Origin of the sequence: Pedobacter aquatilis (assembly GCF_032678405.1) — a bacterium.
Taxonomy (GTDB): Bacteria; Bacteroidota; Bacteroidia; order Sphingobacteriales; family Sphingobacteriaceae; genus Pedobacter; species Pedobacter aquatilis_A.
Genome location: NZ_JAVTSJ010000008.1, coordinates 115,798 through 132,911 on the forward strand (window position 1 = coordinate 115,798; position 17,114 = coordinate 132,911).

Sequence of the window (17,114 nt, forward strand, 5' to 3'; positions counted from 1 at the left end):
ATTGGGGAAGAGCACATATCCAGCTGGCCCGCTACAGCCTTCAAAAGGGTTTTGGACCCGGTGAGCATACCAGACTGTTTTATAAATCAATGCGAATCGTTAGGATGGCTATCTGGGGTATCTGCTATAAATTTGTCCACGAAGTTCTCTCAGCACAGTGAATCGATAGGCAAATTGTGGTGAATTGACTCCTCCTCATGCAGTTTTAATTTTTTACCAGAAAATATCTTAAAATCATTCTGAGCCAAAGTGCTATAGCGAATTATAGACAATAGCAGTTGGTTTAGTTATAATTCAGTTAAAAAAAGGCAGTGTTGTGTTTGAGGATAAGTACTGCTTAGCGTACGGTGGTGGCTAAAGACATGCAAAATTGACCCATTTGGCCTGACTCAAGTCATTATTGGATGCTTGAATACATTATGCAAGCAAACCAAAATGCGATGGTTTTAGCGCAGAAAGAATATGCATCTGGGTAGTTGTCGCATGCAAATCTCCTAGCTCGGGTATGTCGTGAAGCCTTTTGAATAACAATTGCAGGCCTCAAGGATCCTTCAGTGATTTAAGGATATTGTGATGCTGCGCTTGATTTCTACTGGAGATATCATCTCTCTCTGAGATCAATCAATCCAGAAATCATCGCTATCTATTAAAAACTTCGCGCTATTACGGTATATGATAACCGGATATCAGTTGAATGACCCAAAATGCCATAGAATGCCAGCGGGATCATGGAGGAAAAATTCCCGACCCCAATGCGCTGAGCGAATCGGGATTAATTTTACTTCTGGATATTTTGATTTTAAATCAAGGCTAAACAAATCATGGTAGGTTTGATCTAAATCTTCAACCTCAAGGAATATCATCGTATTGTCTACCCAATCCTGAACGAAGGCATTCTGGAGGTAAAATCCAATTTTCTGATTTTGAAAGAAGCACATGTCAGCGCCAAGTTTTGTTTCGCTAAATCCAATTTCTTGATAGAAGTTCCTGGATGTTATAAAGTTTTTTGAGCCGACGAACGGCCGGATAGAAATTGCATGGTACTCCATATTGCTTATTGGTTTATATCATTTTCTACAAAGATATTCCAACAATTGCGTAACTATACTTGATTGAAATCAATAAAAACCTTTGTCACGGAAAATTATTTCCCTAACCCTGCTAATGGTCTCGGGGGTAATTTTAAGATAAGATGCAATCATTTTCAGCGGAAATTCTTGTATCAGTTGTGGCCTTGTATTTAAAATATAGATGTATTTTTCTCTAGGCGTTAATGCATGATCGAATAGGGCAATTCTTGAGACCGCCGTATCTATGATCTTGTTTAATTGTAGAAAGGATAGCGAATGGCCGATTAGATAATGTATGGATTGAATGCTGAGTTCGAGAATTGTCCCTCCAGAATAGGAAGTGATCGTACTATTTGCGGGCTGTTGGGTAAGAAAGCTTTTATGGTTTAACACCCATTCGTTCTTTAGATGAAGATCTATTATGGCTTCACCTTTTTCTTCATTGTAGATATGCTGGTAAAGGGAGCCTTCTAAATTGAAGAATACAGCTGCGGCAATATCCCCTTTTTTAAGCAAAGGCTCATTTTTATCAAGATATCTAAGTTTAACCTCCTTTTCAAAAAGTCGCCTTTCCCAGTCTTCAAAAATGCCAACGGTATTTAATACATCTGAATACACGTCGCAATTTATAAAAAATCAGTTTTTTGCAACATCATAAAGGATATATTTTTTTAATATTTTCAAGACTCATCGATCTACATGAGCAAACTAATGATAGTATACCTCATCAACAAATTACCTAAAGCGGTCAACCAAAAACTATGATGCTTATAAAATTCAAACGCAACGAACAAGGTCCTAAGGAATTTAGGGTTTTCGGAGAGGAATCTTATGGGTATCATTTCAATTCATAATAGCCGCTGGGAAAACTTTTGCATCGCTGTTTTGTTTTCAAGGCACGTTTGGTTGAGCTATCACTGGACAATAGTTAATAGTATGGAAGCGACAAAAAAAGTACTTATCTCCGGCGCTAGTATTGCAGGATTGACACTGGCTTATTGGCTGATTGAATACGGCTTTGAAGTGACTGTCGTTGAAAAAAATCAAGAACTTCGCCTTGGCGGACAAAACATCGATGTCAAAGGTCCTGCATGGGAGATTATTCGGCGAATGAAACTGGACAAAAAAGTGGTGGCCGCCACAACCACCGAGATGGGTATCCGCTTTGTAACTACGCACAACAAAACTGTTGCAGAGTTTCCAAAGGATAATCCACTGAGTATGACTCAGGAAATAGAAATCCTTCGGGGTGATTTGGTTGAGCTAATGTACCAACCTATTAAAGATAAAGTAGCGTTCTTGTTCGCAAATCAAATTACCAAAATCAATGAGACCTCCTCGATGTTAGAGATCAGCTTTCAATGCGGTAAAAAAGCCGCTTACAGTCTGCTGTTAATCGCAGAAGGCATCGGTTCGCATACTAGGAAGCTCGTTTTTGGAAAGTCTGTAAATTTTAAATATCTCGGCCTTTACAGTGCCTACCTTACCATCGAGAAGGCCAGATCGGATACTCGCTGGGCACGGTGGTGCAACACCGAACGAGGTATAGTTTTTCTGATTCGTCCAGACAACCACGGTAAAACAAGAGCTTGCATATTCTTTCGCTCGCCAGAGCGGGGTTATGAAAAACTGAGTACCGAACAGCAGAAAAGAGTACTCATTGATAAAATCAAGGGCGTTGGTTGGGAGTCCGAGCGCATCGCAAAGGAGATTGAAACAACTGATGATCTTTACTTTGAAAGGGTGAGCCAGGTGAAAGCAAAGTCCTGGTATAAGGGTAGGGTTGCGATGACTGGTGACGCCGCCTACTGCCCAACACCCATTTCTGGAAAAGGTACAGATGCTGCCATATCCGGAGCTTATATTTTGGCGGGAGAACTTGCTACCGCTGAATCCCATGGACAGGCATTTTCTAACTACCAGGCCTTGATGAGACCCTATATAAACAACATACAAAAGCGACCGCCCGGCGTTCCAAGTTTTGTCTATCCAACATCAAAGATTGGCGTTGCCATAATTAATAGTATATTCTCAATTGTAGCTAGTCCACCTGTTAAATTCATCACTCGTCTCTTCGGTAAAAATAAAGCTAAACCAAAAAAAGAAATTGACTTGAAGGACTATTCCAAACAATAGGTTTAGCAAACATTTACCCGATGGTGCCCCATCCGATGGCTACTTTCAAAACACACAACATTCGCAAATCGATTAATGAGGTTGGGATGATGAGCATTTATCAGCAGCGTATTATATTCGCGAGCAATAAGATCAAAACAGTATAGCGGCAAATTCAGAAACTTTTTAAATTTTGGTGTGTCAATTAGTCCTGATAGTGTTATTCATCGATCGAATGGCCATCTACAAAAAATAAGATCCCATCGCCAAAGTATCGCTACGTGTTGAAACAGGGCTTCATCGACAGCTCCGTGATGGCTATTTTGAGTTGTGAGTGAACAGAATGGTTTTCAGTACCGTTGCACTCGCGAACTTACGCATGGAAGGGTAGTTTTGCGCTTAAAGGTGCCAAGCCTGATTCACAATAGCTTAGCCTTTAATCTTCTGATTTCTATAAATTGTATCATGGCTTACATCTGGGCCTGCAAAAATAACGACCGAAAATCACGTTAAACTGGTAATGGGGGCCAGAATTTGCGTTGTGCTCGCTAGCGTGTCTTAAGAGCTTGAACTAAAGCAAGGCACCGGGAAGCTAATCTGGTCATTCAAGATCATCTTAAAAATGTGGAATGGCTTACTGAGTTATTCATTGAGTGCATTCAAGGTAGAATCGGTGAGCTAAATACCAAACTGATCTGGGCGGATGAGACCAAATGACAAAGAAATTTGGCACCGTAGACCCTTTTACATCCACTGATCCAAAAAAGCTAAACGCTAGGGGTTAAATAGTCACCCTCATAACCAAGTGCATCATCCAACAAAATTGGACATTGCAACTGAAATTACCATTCTGATTTAGAATAAAGCAAACCTCAAAAGCTCGAAATTGTTATTTCATTAACAAATCCTTAAAAGTATGAATAGCGAAGAAAATAATGGACAAGATTTAAACGCACAAAATCAATTGCGCGGCGACAATACAGTCAAAGATCCTGATAACTGGACTACCGGAGATGAGCCCATGACAGGCGCTCAGGGATCATATCTGAAAACTTTATCTGATGAGGCAGGGGAGCCTTTCGACGGAAAGTTGTCGAAGGCAGAGGCGTCTAAAAGAATTGATGAGTTGCAGCAAAAAACTGGTAGGGGACTAGATTCAACAGAGTAAAATATGACGCGCTGGAGCGCTATTGTCAGCGCGTTTTAAATAGGCTATTGACATTATGTTCATTAATGGGTAGCCTTGTAGGTGAATATTTTCATATTTCTAAAACTTATAACTGTATTTCTTGTTTCATTGGCAAACAAATCTAACCAGACTCCATGTTCAGTGTATTCCAGACAAGAATAATTCCTTTTAATGATAGCGTTATTATCCTAAGACAAGTCAATGCCCCAGCCGATTCATGCAGGGTCTTTGTCGATGGAATAGATAAGGGGTTAATTTCAAAATTAAATGGCAAATACTCTCCTGCAAAAACACATCAGACCTTCCCAAACCAACTACTGGAATTTATAAATGAAATTGATCTGCTTGCTGAGGCCGTTGTATAATAGGCTTTTATCAGAAACAAGCTAAAATGGGTTTATGGAAGGGTATTTCTGACCAACTCTTACCAAGGATTAGCAATTTTCTTTTTCATTGCGATTTTGCTCGTTTGGTGGTTAATTTCCATCACAGCATCCAGGGTAGATCCGATAATAAACAAGCCGCTTGACCCACTTGCTGTCTGACGGCTGAGCTCCATCACCGATTTTAAATTTGGAAACCGGAAATGTTTTCATCGGCTCAAGTACAATTCGATACAATGCTGAACACGTATTTAAGGAATCAAGGCGAAAACTAAATTTTGCACACTGCCTGTATTGCTTCAAACTTTTCTGGGTAAGGGCATTTAGAAGCTGAAGTAATAGCTCAGCAGAAAAGTTCTTGATCTTAAGGGTATCTGTAGTATGGTAAGTTGGTTGGATGTGGCCGTGATTTGCTGGTATTGTTTCTGGTTGAGGATGTTGATGGTGCTGAGTTGGAGATAACCTTTCTTTTTTTGGAAGGTATAGCTTAACTTGAGATCAAAAAACTGGTTATTCACTGTGCTTTGACCTGATTGCCGGTATGCACTCCACTGATAGTTAGTTTCCAAAATGATATTGTTGGATATATGTTGCTGCCACTCTATTTTTGCGCCTCTAATTGAGGTAGTGTTGCGCAGGTTTTGTTTATCAGATAGCGCCTGCCGGTTCACTAAACCGGCAAAATTACCGCTCAACATGACATTAATGTCTGAGGCTATCTTCTTGCGAAGCGCCAAATTCAAACTATAATTGTAAGCTCGATATGCGGATATTTCATCGTTATAATAGATAAATCCCTTGCGGATTCCCGCTTGGCTGTTCACGGAGATGTTCGTGGATAGGTGAAATAAATACTTCGATAAGCTGTTGCTAAGGATATAACTCGTTTTATCGTTCGGAAATTCGATTACTGATGTACGTGTAAGCCCGCTGTCTAGGGTATACCTGGAAATGAAATTTTCCCTCGTATTTTCATAACTAAAACTGCTATTCAAGAACAGCATGATAATAGGTTTTCTGTATGAATACCTTAAGGAAACATCATTCAATTTAGTTTTTGGCAGCGGAGTGTCGTTATAATTCAATTCTCGGTAATTGATGAGTACAATGCCTTGATAGATATCACTTATTTGTCCAAATTCTGTATGCTTTTTATACTGGAAAAGCAATTCGTGGTACTTACGAAAACTTTTTCGGAATTCCAGTTGTGGATTTGTCAACAAATAATTATTCGACTGACCGGAAGTGTGCTGTGCCGGGGAGATTGTGATGTGATTGGAACTTGGGTTAGCTTCCAGACTGATGCTGCCCTTAGCAAATTTATAGGATACCGCCAGATTACCGAATATTTTGATCGTGTTAAACCGATTATCGTTCGAAAAACGTACACCAGCCGAAGAGATCACATTCAATGAATCGGTTCGCAACAACGCTGATTGAAGTTTATTCTGTTCATAAGATACACCGCCCCTTAATGAGATAACAAAACTTTCATACTTTGCTTTGATGGTAGCTGATTCATTTACTAAAAAATTTCTCGTCGCTAATCTTTGGTCTAGCGCAAGATAGGGGCGGCCAGAGTTAACAACCTGGTCATATTGGCCGGGAAAAATTGACAAAGATTCTTGCGATGAATAGGCTTGGATAATTGATTGGTATTGTAGTAGCCAATGATAACCGATTGCTTTCATAACTCGTGTTTCGTTGTTAAGCGAGGCGTAATTGGAAGGCTGATTCTGGAGCATTGGATTCTCATTTTGCCTGGTTTGCCCTATTCTTTTCCATTTCGGCATTTCAAGTCTGGTTACCGTTTTAAGGTAAAGATTTTTCGCATTTCTTTCTACCTGTATTTGAAATTGCCACTGTGTTAAACGCTCCAAGTTATCCTGCATTTCGCTAAATTGGACGGTATCTGCGCTTGAGAGATAATATTTGAACAGATTCCGGCTTATGGATTGCCGGCGCAGTTTTAACAAGCCGGTGTTGAGTCTTAAGGACCAGTCTTGAGTAAATTTTAAAAGGAAATTGCTATGGACTAAAAAGTCCTGGTTGAGAAGCGCATACCTTTGGGCGAGGTGCGCTTCCGGCTCCGTTCCCATGCTTAGGTAGCGCTGGTTCCGCTTCAAAGGAATATTATTATCGCTTAGCGCAGTTCCTAAATCAGCGTTTTCACTAAGGAGGTCAGTTCCAATGTTATTCAGTTTAAGGCTATTGATGCTTTTGAGCTGATTTCTAATCAGGAGATCATTTAATTCACCATTATAGGCTTTATTACCAAGGCCTAAATTGCCGGAATTCAGTGCGACAGTTTTGGCATTTTCGGTAAGTTTCAGGTTTAGCGCTACGTTATCGCTTAGCAGATAACCATCTAAAACTTTTATGGGCTGGTCTCTCTCGATTACCTGTACCTGCTCCACAGCCTCAACAGGTATTGTGTTGGTAGCTAATCCATATTTACCACCTAACAGATCATCTCCATCCAAATAGAGTGTAGATATTTTTCTGCCATTATACGTGATAACCCCTTTCTCATCGGTCTGTATTCCAGGTAGGCGGTTGAGCAGATCCTGTAATACCCTGTCATTTTTATCTTTAAATGCCTTCACATGGTATTTGAGTGTGTCACCGGCCATGGAAATTTTTTGTTCCGTCCTGACAGTGATTTCTTCAAGCTGTTTGGCTAATGCCTTGAGTTGTATAATATATGGCTCGGTTGTCTTGGGTTGGAGGGCTAAAAAACGACTTTGAAAACCAATCATTGTAACCTTGATGTTCAAATTAGCTTCCGTGCTCGAAAATACGAAATTGAAAAAGCCGTTTGCATCAGTTCTGCTGAACGCTATACCTGCTCCGTTTGAAACGATAATACTCACCGAGGCAGCTTCAATGGGCTTGCCGATGCTGTCTTTGACAAATCCTGTGAGGCTAAACTTTTGCTGCGCAAGAACGTTAAAGCTCACATTAAAGAGAAAAATGAATACCAGCGTCGCCCGGAATAGCAAAACAAATGGGGTTATTGAACCAGTTCAATGGGATTATTAATACTAAACTTCTTTGTCCGGCCGTTATTAACGCCACCATTAACAGTCACCTTATCCACCATAGTGCCGTCAATGCTACTCACGTCGCCAGAAATACCATCCCTATAAGCCTTGTCCATTCTGTCATAGGCTTTTTGGGTGGTTACGATGGCTTCGAGTGGCGGGATAACCGACGCATATCTGGGGAGAGCTGTCTTCAATTGTATCTTGGTGCAAGTAAACTTAATCCGGTGATAAACATCATAGGCTTCCAGGATCAATCCTGGTAATCCTTGTAATTTCCATGGACCTGTACCTTCCGGAATATCGGTAGTAAACCATGCCGTGTATACCCGGCCCATACATTTGCCTGTTGCTTTCTGGCATGTATATCCCAAAAGTTGTTTAGTTTCCCCTTCGATTTTCCAGGTAATGCTCGGTAGGGACGATTTAATAAGATAAACTTCCTTCTCAATGCTTTTTTGTAACACCAATTCTTTTTTACTTTGATCGGTATATATTCTTTCCGAGGTTGTCCTCGCAATTGTTCCCATATCAATGGGGTTTCCATCTGCCCCGCTATTTTTTTGCAGTCGAAGCTGGATTAGTGAATCTTGCTTAATTTTACTGTAGCTTAGATAGGCGCTTTTATTGCCATTGGAAGCCAAGATAAATTCCTCTTCCCAGATCCGGCCCGTATTTGTTGTGTCACGGATATGGAAAAAGTGGTAATACGCCAGAAAGGCTGGCTCCGTCTTTTCAGTAGTATAATTATTCTTGAATGATGTCAAAAGCGCTAATGCATAAGCGATTACGACAAGCCTGAAGTACTGTCTGAATTTATAATTATTGACCATAACCTGTAATCTAAAAAGTTAAAACTATTGGTTGCACGAGGGCTATGTTAACCAAAAGATGTAAAAAAGACCATTCTCCAATACCAATTTAATTATAGTTTAGTAGCAACCATCAGCATAAGTGTGCTGTTCGAAGTCTTTGTAGGCGGCTAACCATAGCTGGTATTCTGATACATGATTAGCGCCGGAAACATAGATTGTAACCGTCTGTCCGCAACTATCATGAAATATAAAACATGAGGATTTTCGAAAACTAGTCTTAGCGATAGCGGTTCTTGAAGTTTTGATATTTGTTTTGCTGAATTCCTTTTTTATTACAGATTCAGTTTCTTTTGGAAGGGTAGCACCTGCATATGCACTGAACGCAACAACGGTAAATAATAATAATGTGATTAGATTTTTCATAGTTTTTGTTTTTTTAAATAAATAAATGTTTCATCTATGGAATTGAAGAATGGTCGCGCTGCTGACACCCATGACGTAAGATTGATATCTCAGGTGTCATAGCCTTAAATATTAATTCACAAATGTGAGAATTATTTTTATTTTGAGTTAATTTTTTTTTATTTTTTTTATCAAATCCTTGAATCTCTGATCTATTTACTGATCATATTTTTTTCATATTAGCCTTTACGGGCAGCGGTAAATATTTCGGTTCTTCAAAAAAACATAAGGGCTGACTTCGGCCTGAAAATATCTCTTAACACCTCAAGAATGTTTGCAGCTAGAGATTGATCATTTCCTTCCTCCAATTCATCTGCTGGATAAATCCGCTATCAATTGAGCTGGATTATCTATCCTAACTTTTTTTTGGTTATTGCTACAGAAATTTGCACCTTGTCGGACTCAGACAATTTTATGGGACGAAAACCTACCAGTGGCCCTATTCGTGATAAGGATCGCACAAAAACAAGACTATTGCAATCAGTTGGTTCTATTCTTGAAAAAGATGGTTTTACTGGATTAAGCATTACTAATGTCGCAAAAATTGCGGCGGTAGATCGAAAGTTAATTTATGAGTATTACGGTACATTGGACAACCTTGTTAAAGCGTACCTAAACGAGCGAGACTATTGGAGAATAAATCTTGCGCAGGTTGACCAGATTGTTGCTATGAGTAAAACCGATTATGGCAAGCAGGTTGCATATGAACTTTTAGAGAATCAGTTCAACTCGCTGTTGACTAATGCTGAGATGCGTAAGATAATAAGCTGGGGTTTGAGTGAGGATGTTCCTGCATTAATAGCCCTTAATAAGGAACGGGAGGCTTTGGCGGAACGATTGTTCACAAAGCTAATTGATCCATATTTTATAGGGAAGGACAAGAATATTAGAGCGATACACGCAATTTTAGTTAGCAGTATTTACTACCTTACCCTTAGTGCGAAAAAGAAAGATTCTTCGATGTGCGGCATAGATATCAATCAGCGCGAAGGAGAGCTCGAGATAAAAAGGACAATGAAACAGATTATTGATTGGGCGTATTCATAAGGTTTATATCCGAGTTGATTTCAATTCTCTAGGTTGTAATATTAGAGGGCTCTTCAGGCCTCCTATCCGGTATGGGGCACCAAGAAAGCGCTCATTGAAGCACTGCTTAATCATATACTTGAGCGTATCAGCTATTATTAAAAAAAAGTAAACGCGCTATGTTTCGAACAGCCGCAACTCATCATCGAAACGGTAAATGATGAAGAGCTGAGGTCGGATAAAGTCGGCATTTGCCTGCCAGCCCATTACGCTGGCAAAATCAGCTTCTCATCAGCTTTAACAGCACAGCTAAGCCGAATCCGCCCGCGTGTGAAAATCTGGATTGACGAATCAGTACTATTCGTACTAGAATACCATAAGCCATTCTGGAAAAATAATCGCTATGTTGACCCTGTATGGCGGCTATCAATACCAAAATCTATGATCATACCAATTTCAAAAAGAATCGGTTTGGGTTTTACCGGATTACTCGGTAGTGGAGCTGCCACTTAAAAGCAAGGTGTAAGGATGGAACTTGTTTTGAGGGAATTGGCAATTGCTGAAGAATGAAGCTTTGCTGTCTACGCTGTACAGGTATAAGGTTTGGAGGAAACTTTCACATTAGATTATCTGGTATATGCAGTAAACCATGAAACGAATGTGAACAGCGGGATGATTTAATTTCCACTGCTGATTCAATCGAAAAGTATATATTCTGTAGAAAAAATGTTTTGCTATCTCTTAAGATCGGATTTATCAGAAACCAATTTGCCCCTAAGGCATCAGCTTCTCCAGCTGATTTTCCAGCGCTATTCCTCGCAAGTTAGTCGCGATAATGATACCCTTGTTATCGATCAGATAATTTGAAGGTATGGCGTGGACACCATAGATGAGTGCAGCCCTGTTTTTATCGCCTCTCAAATCGCTCAGGTTTTCCCAGTTAAGCTGATCTTTCTCAATGGCCTTAACCCACTCTGTCCGATTTTCATCCAGGGATATCCCAATTATCGTAAGGCCTTTAGCCTTAAAGCGTTGATAGGTTTTCACCAGGCGGGGATTCTCTTCCCGGCAGGGTCCGCACCATGAAGCCCAGAAATCAAGCAGGATGTACCTACCTTTGAACTCGGATAGCCTGATGGTTTTCCCTTGCGGGTTTTGCTGCTCGAAATCGGCATAATGCCCACCAATCTTAACACTTTGGTTGAGTTCCAGGTATTCGCGGATATTCCTGCCATCAGGACTTTTGCGGTTATCTTTACTTAGGCCTTTATAGAGCGATTGGGTGATGGTTTTTCCCCAGGTGCTGGCGTAGATACCCAAGATATTAGCTGATAAAATGGAGCCGGGATGGTCATGCACCCATGATTGTTCCACTTGTTGACTTCTGAGGTCAGCTTCCCTAATTTGCTGGATCAGCGTACGCCGCTTCAGGGAATCCTGTGTCCCTTCCAGAACCCTGCCAAGGCTGTCGCTCAATTGCGAAAAAAGACCTGTCAGGGCAGTGAGTTTCCTATTTTCGTCCTCTGTGGCAGAACCGGTAACGGTGCCTCGTTTAAATGCTCCCGCAGTCAACCGCATGTTGATGGCCTTGTTTTCCAGCCAAAAGCTCAGGTAATTCGAATAGCGCTCGGTATGCAGATAGACCCGTAGGGCCTTTGCATCGATGTGACCGCACATGCTGAACTTTCCGCCCTGGACCTGGCAGGAATCTATTCTTCGATCAGGTGAGGAGGTACGCAGGTAAAGCCAGGTCCCGTCCGTGAGTCCGGTAACAGTACCCTGGACCCGGTAGGCGGGCTTGGTTTGACTATACGCGGCTATCTTCAACAGCCCAATTATGCACAGGGTAATGGTGATTTTCATGTTTATTAGTTTTTTTACCGATTTTTTTCAAAGGTAAGTTATGGGATAACGGATCGAAAACGGGTTTAGACGGATTGTTTTATTTTTTAGACGGGGCCGATTTGGTCGAAATAATTGAGGCTTTTGTCTAAAGGATTTACAGGAAGATCTATTATTTTGCCGAATAGTTTTAATTTTACTACATGCAGCTTACTGATCGTATCCAAAGTCCCGACTACCGCTGGCTGGAATTCGGTTTCCTTATTTTTATCACTTTTGGAATTTCACTGGTTAGCGATATGGAGTACAGCGCCTATGAAGAACATAACCTCAGCGGCTTTACCCGCGATTTTGGCTACCGTCTGGTCACCGAATCACTGGAGCTCATCTGCTACTGCATCTTTTACTGGTTTTTTCTCAAACCTTGCGTGCTGGAACGTAAAGTGCTGTTAGCGATGATTTCATGCATGATGTTCGTGTTGATGCACCGTGTTTTCGAAAAATATGTGATCAATTGGGCAGTGGCGCATTGCAGCATTATCGCGGAGCACCTACGAAGCCGTGCCCTTAAGGAACTGCACAATCCCAGGCTCTTTTTTACCTTTAATTATCAGTTGATTGCTACGATCTTCCCATTGACCGGCCTTGCACTATTGATGAGGTCTATCGCCCAGGACAAGCGCATCAGTAAGCTGAAAGCCCGAAAGACAATGGCTGAGCTAAGTTACCTTAAAGCGCAGCTCCATCCCCACTTTTTTTTCAATACCATAAACAATATCTATGCGCTGGCGCTCAAGCAGTCGAAAGATACCGCCACAATGGTTGCAAAGCTAGGGGAGATGATGCGCTACATCCTATATGAAGCCCAGCAGCCGCAAGTACTGCTTTCCAGAGAAATTGTTTTTTTAGAAGATTACATTGCCGTAGAGCGGCTGCGTTACTCCTCAACCGTTCGTATCAACTTCGATGATCAAGGGGTCGAGCCTGATACCCTCATTCCGCCACTGCTGCTATTGCCGTTCGTTGAAAATGCCTTCAAGCATGGGCTGGAGGAGGAGATGGATACGGGCTACGTAGATATTGTGATTTTGGAGGGAGCGGGGGCGTTGAGCCTACAGGTGATCAACAGCCGTCCGCAGACGTTTACCGCTCGTTCGGAAGAAGGTCTGGGCATCATCAATGTACGCAAAAGGCTCGATCTGCTTTACCCGGGTCGTTACCAGCTGAATATCGTTGCGGAGCAGGCAAGGTTTGAGGTGAACTTAAAACTCGGCAGCTCATGATCAGGTGCCTTATCATTGATGATGAACCGCTGGCAAGGGAAGTTCTGGAAGGCTTCGTTGCACGCCACGAGTCGCTGGAGTTGGTGGCCAGCTGTAGCAATGCAATGGAGGGTTTTGAGGTTATGCACCGGGAGCGGGTGAGGCTGATATTCCTGGATATTAAAATGCCCGGCATTAACGGTATTGACTTTTTAAGCGCCCTAAAGGATCCGCCTGCAGTCATTTTTACCACGGCTTTTGGGAGCTATGCCCTCCAGGGATTTGATCTGGAGGCAGTGGACTACTTACTCAAACCCTTTACCTATGAACGTTTTGAAAAAGGTGTTGGTAAGTTGATGCGGATGCAGCCTTTCAAGGCGGTTGTTTCAAAACCCTATACCTATTTCCGGGTGTCGGGAAAGCTGGTCAAGGTATGGCATGAGCAGCTGCTATACGTACAGTCTGTAAAGGACTACCTTTTGCTCTGCACGACTTCGGGAAACTACCTTACACATATGACGATGAAACACCTGGTTGAATTATTACCGCCCGCATCGTTCATCAGGGTCCACCGTTCCTATGTGGTAAACGTTGGGTCCGTAGACGAGTTGAAAGCCTGGGAGATCGTAATCTCAGGCACCTCGATACCCTTGGGTGAGCAGTACCGGATAAACCTTGCAAAAATACTTCATCGGTAGTCCGCGCAGCATTGTAGAAGTAGCTGAAGAACTTTTTGTAGCTCACAGCTTCATCAGGAAAGCCACGGGTTTATACCAAAGGATTTAAATTGTTAATTTAGCATTATGCAACAGCTAACTTTGCTCAGGGAGCGCTTACATATGACCCAGGAAGAACTGTCTGAGAAGTCGGGGATCTCTGTACGAACCATCCAGCGAATCGAATCCGGCCAGTCGCCAAGGGGCTTCACGCTTAAGGCTTTGGCACAGGCTTTAGGTGTCCAGGAAGCTTGCCTGCTAACATCAGACGCATCATCGCTCGAGGACGAGGCGCTAAAGTGGGCGAAGATTATCAATCTTTCCGCCCTGCCTATGCTCATTCTGCCGCCCTTAAATGTCCTGGTTCCGCTGCTGCTGATGGTGTTGAAAAAACAGCGGGGCAGGCTGGTATACCAATTGATATCCATCCAGCTGGCCAGTTTGGTCATAGCGGTTTTTATGGGACTACTGGTATTGATGCTCAACGACTGGGGGAAGGTCGGGAGCAAGTTTACCATGCTCATCCCGATAGCATGGCTTGCAGGCAACTCCTTTATCATCTGCCGTAACGGAATAACAATGGGCAGAAGCGACGCTCCACTGCTGAAGCCAGACATTAATTTTTTTTGATTTTCATCGCATCCGGCACTTTTGACGGGTGATTGTCGGTTGATTGTCGGGCTGGATTGCTGTAAGGTGGGCTTTTCAATGTCGTTATTTGCAGAAAAAATATTCCAATGAATTCAATCTTAAATGTCATTTTTACGAGGCAAAATTATCTTCAGCAACTGCGCGTTTTGACTGCGGTACTGTGCTGCACTTGGCTAAACCTTTCCGCTTGCGGACAGGAAAAAATCCCACTGCTGAAAGCATCAAGCGAAAAAGCTTTTATTGCCGATGGACCTAACGTCAAACTCGCCTGGCGGCTGGATCCGAAAGAAAAGCCCGATCGCTACTATGTCAATATCCCGGGACGCAAAAGCAGCGTCGTCTTTCATACCAATGAGTCTTCGATCCGTATACGCACCCGGCCAGGCATGGTCTATCAGCTTCAGGTACTGCTGGGCCAAGATACTTGTCATATAGAAATTGCATCGGTGCTTCCGCCAAACCTGCCCAAGTTCAGCCATTGGCCGGGCGTGGCAATTATCCCTATTGAAATTAGGGATTCGAAGGTCTTCTTTTCCGGAAATGTCAACCAAAAGCCCGTCCGTGTGCAGTTTGACCTGGGGGCCGGAACGGGCGTAGTCAACCGAAATGCTTCTGAAAGATTGGGCCTTTCCTTTTCTTCACATAAAATTGTCAGCAACACTTCAGGGCTAAACCGCGAACGCACCAGCCTGGACAATCACCTGGCGATAGGGGGGCTGTCCTGGGATGGGGTTTCCCTTACAGAGGTGGGCAATATGAAGGATTACGAAGACCTGATTATTGGCAATGGCTTTTTCAGGGACCAGATCATCGGGCTAGACTATGATACGCAGCAGTTCATGATCTATCCAAGCCTTCCCCAGGACATCGGGACTTATACTAAAGTGCCTGTTTACTATGAGCAGGACCGCCCAAAGTTTAAAGCGAGAATCAGTCAGGGAGGTAAGCATTTTGATTTTTGGTTCCTTTTTGACACAGGTCGAGATGGGACGATGTTATTGGGAGAGGATTTTACCGGAGTGGGCGGCCATTGGCAGCAGCTTGAGGCATTGACTGTGGTGAACGGGCGAAAAATCGTGCGGCTGGATGCGCATATCGCGGGGCTTACTTTCAGGGATATCGTAACCAACGCGGCCGATCCGGCCAGGCCCGGCGGCAGACCGTCGCTGTTCGGCAACCAGCTGCTCAGCCATTTCAATGTGATTCTGGATAACCGGAACGGATTCCTTTACTTAAAGCCCAACAGTCAGCAGGATAACCCTTATTATAACTACGAACGTTTTCTCCAAGACCAGCCGAAAAAAGACTAAGCGGAAATAGGAGACTGAGCTACCCATTTTTGATGGGTTTAATGTTGTGCTGAACGCTCTTTGGATTTTTGGCCGATGTTTTATTTACTAATTTTGATGTTATGTCTATACGCTATTTTTCTTTTCTACTAATCTTCCTGCTGAATGTACTAGCCCTGCGCAGTGATGCCCAGCAAAAACGGCTGCTCGATCAGCTCGCATCATTGTCGGCACCGGCCAGGGGAACTGTTGGTGTGGCCTTTCGGGACTTGGAACGAGGCGAAGAAGTATTCTTAAACGGCGACAGGCATTTTCCCATGCAGAGCGTAATGAAGTTTCCATTGGCGCTGGCGGTTTTGAACCGGGTTGATCAGGGTAAACTCCGCTTGAGCGACAAAATCTATTTGAGTGCCGCAGACCTGAGCATTCCCTTTGTTAGTCCCATCAGGGACAAGTATCCAAAAGGGGATGTTGAACTAACGATCGATGAGCTACTTCGTTTTACCGTATCAAAAAGTGACAACAATGGTTGCGATAGGCTTTTTCAACTCTTGGGTGGACCCCTGGTAGTAAACGATTATGTGCATGGACTTGGCGTCAGGGATATTTCCATCGTTGCCACCGAGAAAGAGATGGGGCAGGCATGGGACGTGCAGTACCGTAATTGGTGCACACCGAAAGCGATGCTGAAGCTGTTGGAGCTATTTGAAAATGGCGGTCTTCTGTCCCAAGCAAGCCAGCACTATCTATATCAGCTGATGATCGAAACGATCAACGCACCGGCACGAATGAAGGGGTTGTTGCCAAGTGATGCAAGGGTTGCCCATAAACCCGGAACTTCAGGCGTAAGCAATAAAGGAATTGCTGCAGCAACTAATGATGTGGGGATCGTTGAACTTCCCAATGGTTCCAGGCTTGCTATTGTGGTTTTTGTTTCCGATGCTAAAGCAGACCTTTCGGTTAGGGAAGGCGTAGTTGCACGTATTAGCCAGTTTTTTTGGAATCGTCACTCGGAATGAATTCAATGGCAGTAGTAAGTGCTATCCGTTCGGTTGCTAAATGTAGTCGTAGTCAAATAAATGCTTGTTTTCATCAAATGGTCTATTATACTGACCAAGTGGACTGTCAGCCCTGGCCAGCGTAATGGTTGATTTCAAGTTGTGTGGGCTACAACGAGCAAGTTAATGGTATGCAACATGCAATGCGATTGAGTTTAGCTAGGTATCGGTCTGCGATCACCGATAAAGCAG

Annotated in this window: 15 protein-coding genes; 9 read left to right on the forward strand and 6 right to left on the reverse strand. The window is 42.8% G+C overall.

Translation table 11 applies throughout. The annotated features are described in order from the left end of the window. Nucleotides 1–686: 686 nt before the first annotated feature. Nucleotides 687–1,049 (reverse strand): glyoxalase, encoded by a 363-nt coding sequence (locus R2R71_RS19710; RefSeq protein ID WP_316833004.1) that lies wholly within the window; start codon nt 1,047–1,049, stop codon nt 687–689. A gap of 69 nt (nt 1,050–1,118) precedes the next feature. Next, the gene (locus tag R2R71_RS19715; RefSeq protein ID WP_316833005.1) at nt 1,119–1,688 is read right to left on the reverse strand and encodes a Crp/Fnr family transcriptional regulator; all 570 of its coding nucleotides are present in this window, start codon (nt 1,686–1,688) and stop codon (nt 1,119–1,121) included. Nucleotides 1,689–1,901: 213 nt separating this feature from the next. On the opposite strand from R2R71_RS19715, the gene R2R71_RS19720 reads away from it, so the two are divergent. The 3 genes from R2R71_RS19720 (at nt 1,902) to R2R71_RS19730 (ending at nt 4,739) form a co-directional block, all read left to right on the forward strand. Further along, complete coding sequence (locus R2R71_RS19720) at nt 1,902–3,206, forward strand: FAD-dependent monooxygenase (RefSeq protein ID WP_316833006.1); 1,305 nt, start codon at nt 1,902–1,904, stop codon at nt 3,204–3,206. Between the two features lie 895 nt (nt 3,207–4,101). Beyond that, nucleotides 4,102–4,353, forward strand: coding sequence for a DUF3072 domain-containing protein (locus tag R2R71_RS19725; RefSeq protein ID WP_316833007.1), 252 nt, complete (start codon nt 4,102–4,104; stop codon nt 4,351–4,353). A 155-nt stretch (nt 4,354–4,508) separates the two neighbouring features. Next, nucleotides 4,509–4,739, forward strand: a complete 231-nt coding sequence (locus R2R71_RS19730; RefSeq protein WP_316833008.1) for a hypothetical protein — start codon at nt 4,509–4,511, stop codon at nt 4,737–4,739. A gap of 341 nt (nt 4,740–5,080) precedes the next feature. Here the strand turns inward: R2R71_RS19730 and R2R71_RS19735 are convergent, their stop codons facing one another. The 3 genes from R2R71_RS19735 to R2R71_RS19745 form a co-directional block, all read right to left on the reverse strand. Next, complete coding sequence (locus R2R71_RS19735) at nt 5,081–7,717, reverse strand: TonB-dependent receptor (RefSeq protein WP_316833009.1); 2,637 nt, start codon at nt 7,715–7,717, stop codon at nt 5,081–5,083. A gap of 53 nt (nt 7,718–7,770) precedes the next feature. Next, the gene (locus R2R71_RS19740; protein WP_316833010.1) at nt 7,771–8,634 is read right to left on the reverse strand and encodes a GLPGLI family protein; all 864 of its coding nucleotides are present in this window, start codon (nt 8,632–8,634) and stop codon (nt 7,771–7,773) included. Between the two features lie 99 nt (nt 8,635–8,733). Continuing rightward, nucleotides 8,734–9,039 (reverse strand): hypothetical protein, encoded by a 306-nt coding sequence (locus tag R2R71_RS19745; protein ID WP_316833011.1) that lies wholly within the window; start codon nt 9,037–9,039, stop codon nt 8,734–8,736. 375 nt (nt 9,040–9,414) lie between these two features. Here R2R71_RS19745 and R2R71_RS19750 point away from each other — a divergent pair, with 375 nt between their 5' ends. Next, nucleotides 9,415–10,125, forward strand: a complete 711-nt coding sequence (locus tag R2R71_RS19750; RefSeq protein ID WP_316833012.1) for a TetR/AcrR family transcriptional regulator — start codon at nt 9,415–9,417, stop codon at nt 10,123–10,125. A gap of 753 nt (nt 10,126–10,878) precedes the next feature. Here the strand turns inward: R2R71_RS19750 and R2R71_RS19755 are convergent. After that, a complete protein-coding gene (locus R2R71_RS19755) occupies nt 10,879–11,967 on the reverse strand; it encodes a TlpA disulfide reductase family protein (RefSeq protein WP_316833013.1) in 1,089 nt (362 codons plus the stop codon). A 182-nt stretch (nt 11,968–12,149) separates the two neighbouring features. Between R2R71_RS19755 and R2R71_RS19760 the strand changes: the two genes are divergently transcribed. The 5 genes from R2R71_RS19760 to bla all read left to right on the forward strand — a co-directional run bounded on the left by R2R71_RS19760 (nt 12,150) and on the right by bla (nt 16,883). Beyond that, nucleotides 12,150–13,229, forward strand: a complete 1,080-nt coding sequence (locus tag R2R71_RS19760) for a sensor histidine kinase (RefSeq protein ID WP_316833014.1) — start codon at nt 12,150–12,152, stop codon at nt 13,227–13,229. Next, the gene (locus R2R71_RS19765; RefSeq protein ID WP_316833015.1) at nt 13,226–13,906 is read left to right on the forward strand and encodes a LytTR family DNA-binding domain-containing protein; all 681 of its coding nucleotides are present in this window, start codon (nt 13,226–13,228) and stop codon (nt 13,904–13,906) included. The genes R2R71_RS19760 and R2R71_RS19765 overlap by 4 nt, the downstream gene beginning before the upstream one ends. Nucleotides 13,907–14,011: 105 nt before the next feature. Further along, nucleotides 14,012–14,554, forward strand: a complete 543-nt coding sequence (locus R2R71_RS19770) for a helix-turn-helix transcriptional regulator (protein ID WP_316833016.1) — start codon at nt 14,012–14,014, stop codon at nt 14,552–14,554. A 107-nt stretch (nt 14,555–14,661) separates the two neighbouring features. After that, a complete protein-coding gene (locus tag R2R71_RS19775; RefSeq protein WP_316833017.1) occupies nt 14,662–15,885 on the forward strand; it encodes a retropepsin-like aspartic protease in 1,224 nt (407 codons plus the stop codon). 101 nt (nt 15,886–15,986) lie between these two features. Beyond that, entirely contained in the window at nt 15,987–16,883 is an 897-nt protein-coding gene (gene bla, locus R2R71_RS19780) for a class A beta-lactamase (RefSeq protein ID WP_316833018.1), read from the forward strand. The last annotated feature ends 231 nt before the right edge of the window (nt 16,884–17,114 follow it).